Annotated in this window: 9 protein-coding genes and 2 tRNA genes; 5 read left to right on the forward strand and 6 right to left on the reverse strand. The window is 37.2% G+C overall.

What is annotated here, in order from left to right:
• Nucleotides 1-19: 19 nt before the first annotated feature.
• From Q0N70_RS12045 to Q0N70_RS12060, 4 genes are all read right to left on the reverse strand, one after another.
• Nucleotides 20-412 carry a hypothetical protein gene (locus Q0N70_RS12045; protein WP_294017092.1) on the reverse strand — a complete coding sequence of 131 codons (393 nt, stop codon included), beginning with the start codon at nt 410-412 and terminating at the stop codon, nt 20-22.
• 75 nt (nt 413-487) lie between these two features.
• Entirely contained in the window at nt 488-2,119 is a 1,632-nt protein-coding gene (locus Q0N70_RS12050; protein ID WP_294017095.1) for a serine/threonine-protein kinase, read from the reverse strand.
• Nucleotides 2,120-2,173: 54 nt separating this feature from the next.
• Nucleotides 2,174-3,190 (reverse strand): metallophosphoesterase, encoded by a 1,017-nt coding sequence (locus Q0N70_RS12055; RefSeq protein ID WP_294017097.1) that lies wholly within the window; start codon nt 3,188-3,190, stop codon nt 2,174-2,176.
• Between the two features lies 1 nt (nt 3,191).
• Nucleotides 3,192-3,536 (reverse strand): FHA domain-containing protein, encoded by a 345-nt coding sequence (locus Q0N70_RS12060; protein WP_294017099.1) that lies wholly within the window; start codon nt 3,534-3,536, stop codon nt 3,192-3,194.
• Between the two features lie 130 nt (nt 3,537-3,666).
• Between Q0N70_RS12060 and Q0N70_RS12065 the strand changes: the two genes are divergently transcribed.
• The 3 genes from Q0N70_RS12065 to Q0N70_RS12075 all read left to right on the forward strand — a co-directional run bounded on the left by Q0N70_RS12065 (nt 3,667) and on the right by Q0N70_RS12075 (nt 4,111).
• A tRNA-Asp gene (locus Q0N70_RS12065) sits at nt 3,667-3,740 on the forward strand.
• Nucleotides 3,741-3,775: 35 nt separating this feature from the next.
• Nucleotides 3,776-3,848 (forward strand) — tRNA-Pro (locus Q0N70_RS12070).
• 32 nt (nt 3,849-3,880) lie between these two features.
• Nucleotides 3,881-4,111: a hypothetical protein gene (locus Q0N70_RS12075; RefSeq protein WP_294017101.1), complete on the forward strand. Its 231-nt coding sequence runs from the start codon at nt 3,881-3,883 to the stop codon at nt 4,109-4,111.
• Nucleotides 4,112-4,116: 5 nt separating this feature from the next.
• On the opposite strand, the gene Q0N70_RS12080 is transcribed toward Q0N70_RS12075, so the two are convergent.
• Nucleotides 4,117-5,268: a DUF1972 domain-containing protein gene (locus tag Q0N70_RS12080; RefSeq protein ID WP_294017104.1), complete on the reverse strand. Its 1,152-nt coding sequence runs from the start codon at nt 5,266-5,268 to the stop codon at nt 4,117-4,119.
• 88 nt (nt 5,269-5,356) lie between these two features.
• Here Q0N70_RS12080 and Q0N70_RS12085 point away from each other — a divergent pair, with 88 nt between their 5' ends.
• Entirely contained in the window at nt 5,357-5,650 is a 294-nt protein-coding gene (locus Q0N70_RS12085; RefSeq protein WP_294017106.1) for a type II toxin-antitoxin system RelB/DinJ family antitoxin, read from the forward strand.
• Nucleotides 5,651-5,653: 3 nt separating this feature from the next.
• Nucleotides 5,654-6,082, forward strand: a complete 429-nt coding sequence (locus tag Q0N70_RS12090) for a putative toxin-antitoxin system toxin component, PIN family (RefSeq protein WP_294017108.1) — start codon at nt 5,654-5,656, stop codon at nt 6,080-6,082.
• Between the two features lie 23 nt (nt 6,083-6,105).
• Here the strand turns inward: Q0N70_RS12090 and Q0N70_RS12095 are convergent.
• A partial coding sequence (locus Q0N70_RS12095) for a hypothetical protein (protein ID WP_294017110.1) occupies nt 6,106-6,595 on the reverse strand: 490 nt, incomplete at its 5' end.

Below are 6,595 nucleotides of genomic sequence, written 5' to 3' on the forward strand. Positions count from 1 at the left end.
GATGGATTTGTGGCTTTTTTCAGGAACGAAATTGCGAACTAAATTTGACACAATCTTCAAGTTTGTCTATGCGCTCAGGAGCAATCCGCGGAACAAGATAAGTTTTATTTTTTGAAATCCAAAATGCGGTCATCTTGTCAAGTTCAGGAAAAGGATCATTGAAAACAACAACTGGTGCAGGATTCGGCATCATGGACATTTCAATATAAGGATTAAAAACATCGCTTTGAAATGTGCGGACATCAATCAAAACATAGTCAAGAGCACCCGGCTCAACAAGTTTCAATGCCACATAAAATTCATGCGGCTTTAAGAAAATTTTTACATCGCTGCCAAAAGTTTCTATGCGAAGCGCAAGATATTTGCAAACTTTTAAAAGATCTGGCTTTATAAGCAGATAAACCTTTCCCATGAGCCCTCCCCTAAGTAATTAAAAAATACAAAACTTGAACAAGTAAAAATATTTGCCAAGAAATTTTTCCAGCTATCATTTTTTCCTCATATTTCCAGTTATAAAAAGCTCATCTTGATACCAGTCAATAAGCAGGCTGAAATACTCATCATAATAACCTTCATGAATCATAAGGAATTTATAAACGTTTCCTGTTTTTAGTTTAGAAAAATCAACTTTAGAAGCATCAACCCATTTTGAGCCGACTTGAATTCTAAACTGGGAGCTTTTAGTTAAATCTTTTCCAGTTTCGCAGTCCATGGCAGAAAAATGAACTGTAATATTCCGGCTCGCATTTTTTAGGAAGTCAAGATTCATTAGGACTTTTTCTTTTCCAACAGAAATGCTTTTCCACCAGACGTAAGGTCCTTCAGCAATTTTTATTCTGTATTCTCCCGGACGAAGAAAAACATCCTTTGTTACGTATTCAAGATTTTTTCCTTTAGAAGAATTCTTTGCAACTGAAAAAATTCTTCGTGTGTTTGGAACTTCCGGGATTCCGTCGTTATCATTCACAAAGAAAAACGCACGCGCAGGAAGGTCGGCATTTACACTGGCAGTTGAAGGCATAAGCATAGACAAAGAAACCGGAGTAAACCAATTTCTAAGGACAGTTCTATGAATCACTCCAGAATTCCAAGCCTGGCAAAAAAGAAAAGCTGCTGCACAAGCCGCAAAAGCTCCAAGCGCAATCCGTTTGGCTTTATAATTTTTAGGAACATAAGAAGGAAATTTTATTGTCTTAGGAGAAATTATAGCCTGTGCAAGCGAAACTCTTATTGCGTGCGTATCATAATTTTTTAAGTAACGTCTTATTTTTGCAATTACAGGCTCCAAGCTTTTGTATCTTTTTTCAGGCTCAGGCTTCATCATTTTTCTAATAAGAGTTTTTACAACAGGCGGAAGATTTTTTACAATTTTCTGCGGCGGAATATATTTTCCTTTTTTTATTTTCGAAATTGTTTCCGGAGCCATATCTCCCGCATAAGGCTTAGAACCTGTAACCATTTCATAAAGCATTACGCCCATTGAATAAATGTCAGCACGGACATCCACAGAACTTGAATCCATGAGCTGCTCTGGAGACATATAGGCAGGAGTTCCAAGAGTAGAACCGGCTTGCGTTATAGAACTGTTTTTTGTAGAAACTACAGTTTTATCAGAATCCGCGGTTTTCTTTGGCTCTTCAAACTCGTCTTTTTCATCGCTGGCAATTCCAAAGTCAGCAAGCTTTACTTCAGCTCTTTTTGAAATAAGAATGTTTCCAGGCTTTATGTCGCGGTGAACAATGTCCTTTGAATGCGCATTTTTAAGCCCAAGGCAAGCATCAAGAAAAATCAAAAGAGCAAGTTCAGGCGGAAGAGAAACCTGCTTTTCAATAAGCTTGTCCAAAGACATTCCGTCAACAAATTCAAGCACAATATAGTTCGCCCTGCCTTCAGTAAAATAATCAAACATCCGCACAACATAAGGACTGGACAGCTCGCTTAAAATTCGCGCTTCCCTTTTAAATCTTTCGCGGATTGCAGCCCCGCCGCTTTTTAAAATAAGTTTTTTTATAACGACTTTCCGCTTTAATTCAGGGTGAGTCGCAAGATATACGGCTCCCATTCCGCCAGTCGCAATTTTTGTGCAGTTTTTGTATTTTCCAATTGTTTCGCTTTCCATTGAATTCTCCTATAAAAAGTCAGCAAGGAAATATCAATTTCCAAATTGACTTTGTTATAAAACACTTTTTATGTCAGTTTCAGGATTGAATTTTTTTTCGGGAACAACAAGAGCAACATTCATTTCGTTTGGATTATGAAGCTGCAGATAAGTTCCGTCTTGGCGCAGCAAATATTTTCCATCTTTTACAGGACGATGGCCGCCAAACCATAAAACGCCGCTTCTCTTTGCAGAAGGATTTAAATTTTTAAAAAGTTTTTTTACACTTCCCTTTTCAGCTGTGTCATTCGCAGTCCAAGTCAGCCCTAAAATAACATCATCATTTTTATGATAGTCAACAATCTGTTTTCTTGAAAAACAGCAGGCAGGCTCTGCATGGCTTACGGCAAAATCATAGAACACAGCGCAAATTGGCAAAGATTTTTCCCAAAGGCTTATCAAATGAAGAATTACATCGCCGTAAACTTGCCGGATAAAATCACAGCACATGCTTCCTTCCTGCACAAATTTTCTAAAAGCAAGATTTCCGTGGCAGCTTTCATTTAAAATGTTCTCGTGGTTGCCTTTTAAAAAGTGAAAATTTTCAGTAAAATTATTTTTAAGCTCCATGATAATCATAAGAGTTGAAATATTTTCTTTCATTTCTTCCTGCATAGGCTGACCGGCATAAACGTCCATTGACCAGTCCTTGTAAGCCGCAATCCACCTGTCATAACCACGGCTTTCCGAATGAAACGCATCTCCAACGCAAACAACAAAAATTTTTTTCTCATTCAAAAGAGACAAAACGGATTCATCTTCAATTTTAAAATCAAGGAGCTTTAAAAGAAAATCTGCGCGCGCATGAATATCAGGAACTATTATAGAAGGAATTTTTTCAGATGAAAAATCAAGAAGTCCGCCCGGCTTGCAATCTGAACCTGCAGGCCTGTAAGACGGATTTTCATTTTCAAGAGTAGACAAAGATTTATCCAAAAAGAGCTGAAATTCGCCTTCTTCTGGAAAAGAATTTGAGTCGTTTATTCCATGCAGATGATTTCTAAAACAATCCAGCTCTTCTTTTGAAAACATTCTAGCCCATTATAAGATTTGAAGAGCCAATTGTAAGTTTGTCTCCAGCATTAAGCTTAACGTATTTATCCGGCGGAATTCTGCGGCCGTTTAAAAATGTTCCGTTTGTGCTCCCCTCATCTTTTAAGAAATAAGCATCACGGATTTTTTGAATAATGCAGTGATGACGGCTTGCCAGTTTTGAGTCAATCACAATATCATTATCTGCTTCTCGCCCCATTGTGATTTTTGCGGCAATCTGAATTTTTTTCTTATTAAAAACAAGATACGAAACCTGCTGAGATTCCGCAATTTTGTCCAAATGCTGCCCCAAAGGACTTGAATTTATAATAGTTGTATCAGCCATAAAATATATTATAAAGCAGTTTTTCAAATTTTCAAGTTTTATTTCAAATTATATGTAAAAAAATTTTTCGCTGCAAAACGAAAACGCTATTGACACACACAAGATTTTAATGCTATATTCAATAGCACATGGGGTGTTAGCGAAGCTGGTTATCGCGCTGGCCTGTCACGCCGGAGACCACGGGTTCGAGTCCCGTACATCCCGTTGTACCGTTCTTTATGAGCGGTATTTTTTTTATTCGGGCAATAGCGCAGCTGGTAGCGCGCTAGCTTCGGGAGTTAGAGGTCCCGGGTTCGAATCCCGGTTGCCCGACACTTTTTCTTATTACAACAAAATCAAACAGTTTGTACACCGCAACTAAAACGGAAAGTGAAATCCTAAAAATCCTCAATCAAAATGAACCGCTCGAGAAACAGAAAATAATAGAAGAAATCTGCAAAATAAAAATAAAAGATTCCGCCGTAACGCCTAAAAATATACAAAATGCGCTGGAAGGCTGCATTGCAAAAGGCTTTGCAGCTTCAGCCGACGGCGGAAAATTTAAAATCACAGAAGAAGGAAAAAAGCAGCTTTGACGTTTTTAATACAATTCGTTGTATTGCCGAGCGATTCGTTCCCAGCTGTAAAGGCGTTTTCCAGCCTCGCCCATTTCTCTCGCGATTTTCTCACGAAGAGATTCAGAATCACTTTCGGAATGGCAAAGTTTTTTCATCAGATTCTGTAAATCATCAGGAGTTTTCCAGTAAAGGCATTTTTCTTCAGTTGTGGCGCGGTTATAAACACAGTCAAACGCAAGAATCGGAAGATAAAGATTCATCGCCTCTACAAGAGAAGGATTTGTTCCGCCTGCGCTGTGTCCGTGAATATAAACTCGAGCATTTGAACGAAGCCAGTTCACGATGTGCGGCTCGTAAATCGGATTAAGCAGGTGAATATTTTTATACACACTGAATTTTTCCTTTAATGAGCGGCCGTATTCTGACTTTTCCCAGTTGCCCACAAAAACAAGCGGCTCGTCCGACATTTTTGAGAACGCTTCAAGAATCACATGGATATTGTTCTCAGGCTCAATCCGGCAGACCGTAACAGAATAAGGTTCTCGGCAAAACGGATATTTTTCAAACAGGGAATCGTCCTGAACACGTGAAACCTGGTCGCCGCCATACGCAATAAGCTCAACTCTCTTATTCTTCACAATTTTAGAATATTCAGATTTTATGTAATCGGTAATTCCTTTGTTGTCGCCAATTACAATATCTGAATATTTCACCGCCATTTTCTCGCTGAATTTCAAGAGTTTTTTTGCATACCACTTCCACTTGTCGCGCCGCCATTCAAGACCGTCAATGTTGGTTATGATTTTTCCATTGAAAATCCGTCTTATATATGGAAGAAAAATGCAGCCTGAAACACCAAGAATCAGCATGATGTCCGCATTTGCTGCAACAGAAAGCTTCATTGACTTGAAATCATAAAAAATGCTTTCTTTGCCATTCGCATCCATTTCAAGATAAACAAGTTTTGCCTCCTTGTACGAGTCCAAACGTTTTTCATATTTCTTGCCAGAGCAGAAAACCGTGTATTCAACATTCGGCGGAGTAAAATCCAGCAAGTTATCCACAAGCGACTCAAAACCGCCATAGCAGGCAGGAACGCCGACAGTTCCGATAACAGCGACATGAAGTTTTTGATTCTGGCAAGCACGATATTTTTGTGAAATATTTTTATTCATACAGAAACTCCTTTTTATTGACAAACACATTACATTCACATATATTTAAATTATATACATATTTTTTTATCATTTTTGGAGACAAATTATGGCAAGCACATTGGTACAGATTAGAGTAGATGAAGATTTGAAGAACGAGGCTACAAGCATTTTTGAACAGCTCGGACTTGATTTGCCGACTGCGTTCAGGATATTCCTCAAAAAATCGGTTGAAGAAAGAGGAATTCCGTTCAGCATGAGAGTAAATTCCGAAAAGAAGGCTCTTAAACAGGCAAACAATATCCTCAAAATGGCTAACAAAGAAGCAAAAAAGAATAAAATCCAGAACCTTACGCTTGACGAAATTAATGCAGAAATCAGTGCATACAGAAAGGAGAAATAAAAAATGAAAATTTTCTGTGTTGTTGACACAAACGTTATAGTTTCGGCATTGCTTAAAAGAACTTCCATACCAGGAAAAGTTGTTCAGCATATTTTGGCAGGAATTGTAATTCCTGTTTTTAGCAAAGAAATTCTCTCTGAATATAAGGAAGTTTTGTCCAGAAAAAAATTCAGTTTTTCGTCTAAAGTAATTGAAGACGTTATCAAAATGATTATAAAAAACGGCATTGAACTTTCGGGCATTCAGACAGAAGAAAAACCATCCGACCCAAAAGATATGATTTTTTATGAAGTTACAATGGATTCCCGCCAAACACAAGACACATTTCTTGTAACCGGCAATATCAAGGACTTTCCGATAAAACCATTCATTGTTACTCCAAAAAAAATGATGGAAATCATAGAAGAAAACAAAAAAGGAAAGAGAGAATAAAATATATTTATGAACTAAAATATTCATTTTTCATCTCCAATTATCCTTGATTCACAAATTGCATTTTTAACAAGATTCAGAGTTTTTAATTTATTTTTTGAAATCAAAAGTATTCCAATTGCAAAAATCAAAGTCCGTTTATGCAAAGTAGATTTTTCACAGTCTGAAAGATATTCGCAATTTTTAGAAAGATAAAAACCGTTCCTCAACATATAAAAATATCTAAAATCCGAACGAAGCGTTATTTTCTTTCCTAAGACTTTTTTATAAGAATCTCCAAGCTGATGTTGAATTGAAATGTCAGAAAAACACAATGTATCAATTCCAAATTTCTTTGCCCGCCAGCAGAATTCAAAATCAACATAATCAATAAAAAGTTCTTCTTTCATTCCGCCGATTTTCTGGAAAACTTCCTTGCAGAAAATCATTCCTGAAGAAATTGCGTGAAGAACTTTGACAACTATAATAAGCCTCAGATTTAGACACGGAGGAGAAAAAATAACGAATTTGTGC

It is taken from the genome of uncultured Treponema sp., from assembly GCF_945873775.1.
Classification (GTDB): Bacteria; Spirochaetota; Spirochaetia; order Treponematales; family Treponemataceae; genus Treponema_D.

Bases quoted from the DNA above. Each gene is read 5' to 3' on its own strand.
- Q0N70_RS12045 (WP_294017092.1), bottom strand. From the start codon at position 412: ATGGGAAAGGTTTATCTGCTTATAAAGCCAGATCTTTTAAAAGTTTGC.
- Q0N70_RS12050 (WP_294017095.1), bottom strand. From the start codon at position 2,119: ATGGAAAGCGAAACAATTGGAAAATACAAAAACTGCACAAAAATTGCG.
- Q0N70_RS12055 (WP_294017097.1), bottom strand. From the start codon at position 3,190: ATGTTTTCAAAAGAAGAGCTGGATTGTTTTAGAAATCATCTGCATGGA.
- Q0N70_RS12060 (WP_294017099.1), bottom strand. From the start codon at position 3,536: ATGGCTGATACAACTATTATAAATTCAAGTCCTTTGGGGCAGCATTTG.
- Q0N70_RS12080 (WP_294017104.1), bottom strand. From the start codon at position 5,268: ATGAATAAAAATATTTCACAAAAATATCGTGCTTGCCAGAATCAAAAA.
- Q0N70_RS12085 (WP_294017106.1), top strand. From the start codon at position 5,357: ATGGCAAGCACATTGGTACAGATTAGAGTAGATGAAGATTTGAAGAAC.
- Q0N70_RS12090 (WP_294017108.1), top strand. From the start codon at position 5,654: ATGAAAATTTTCTGTGTTGTTGACACAAACGTTATAGTTTCGGCATTG.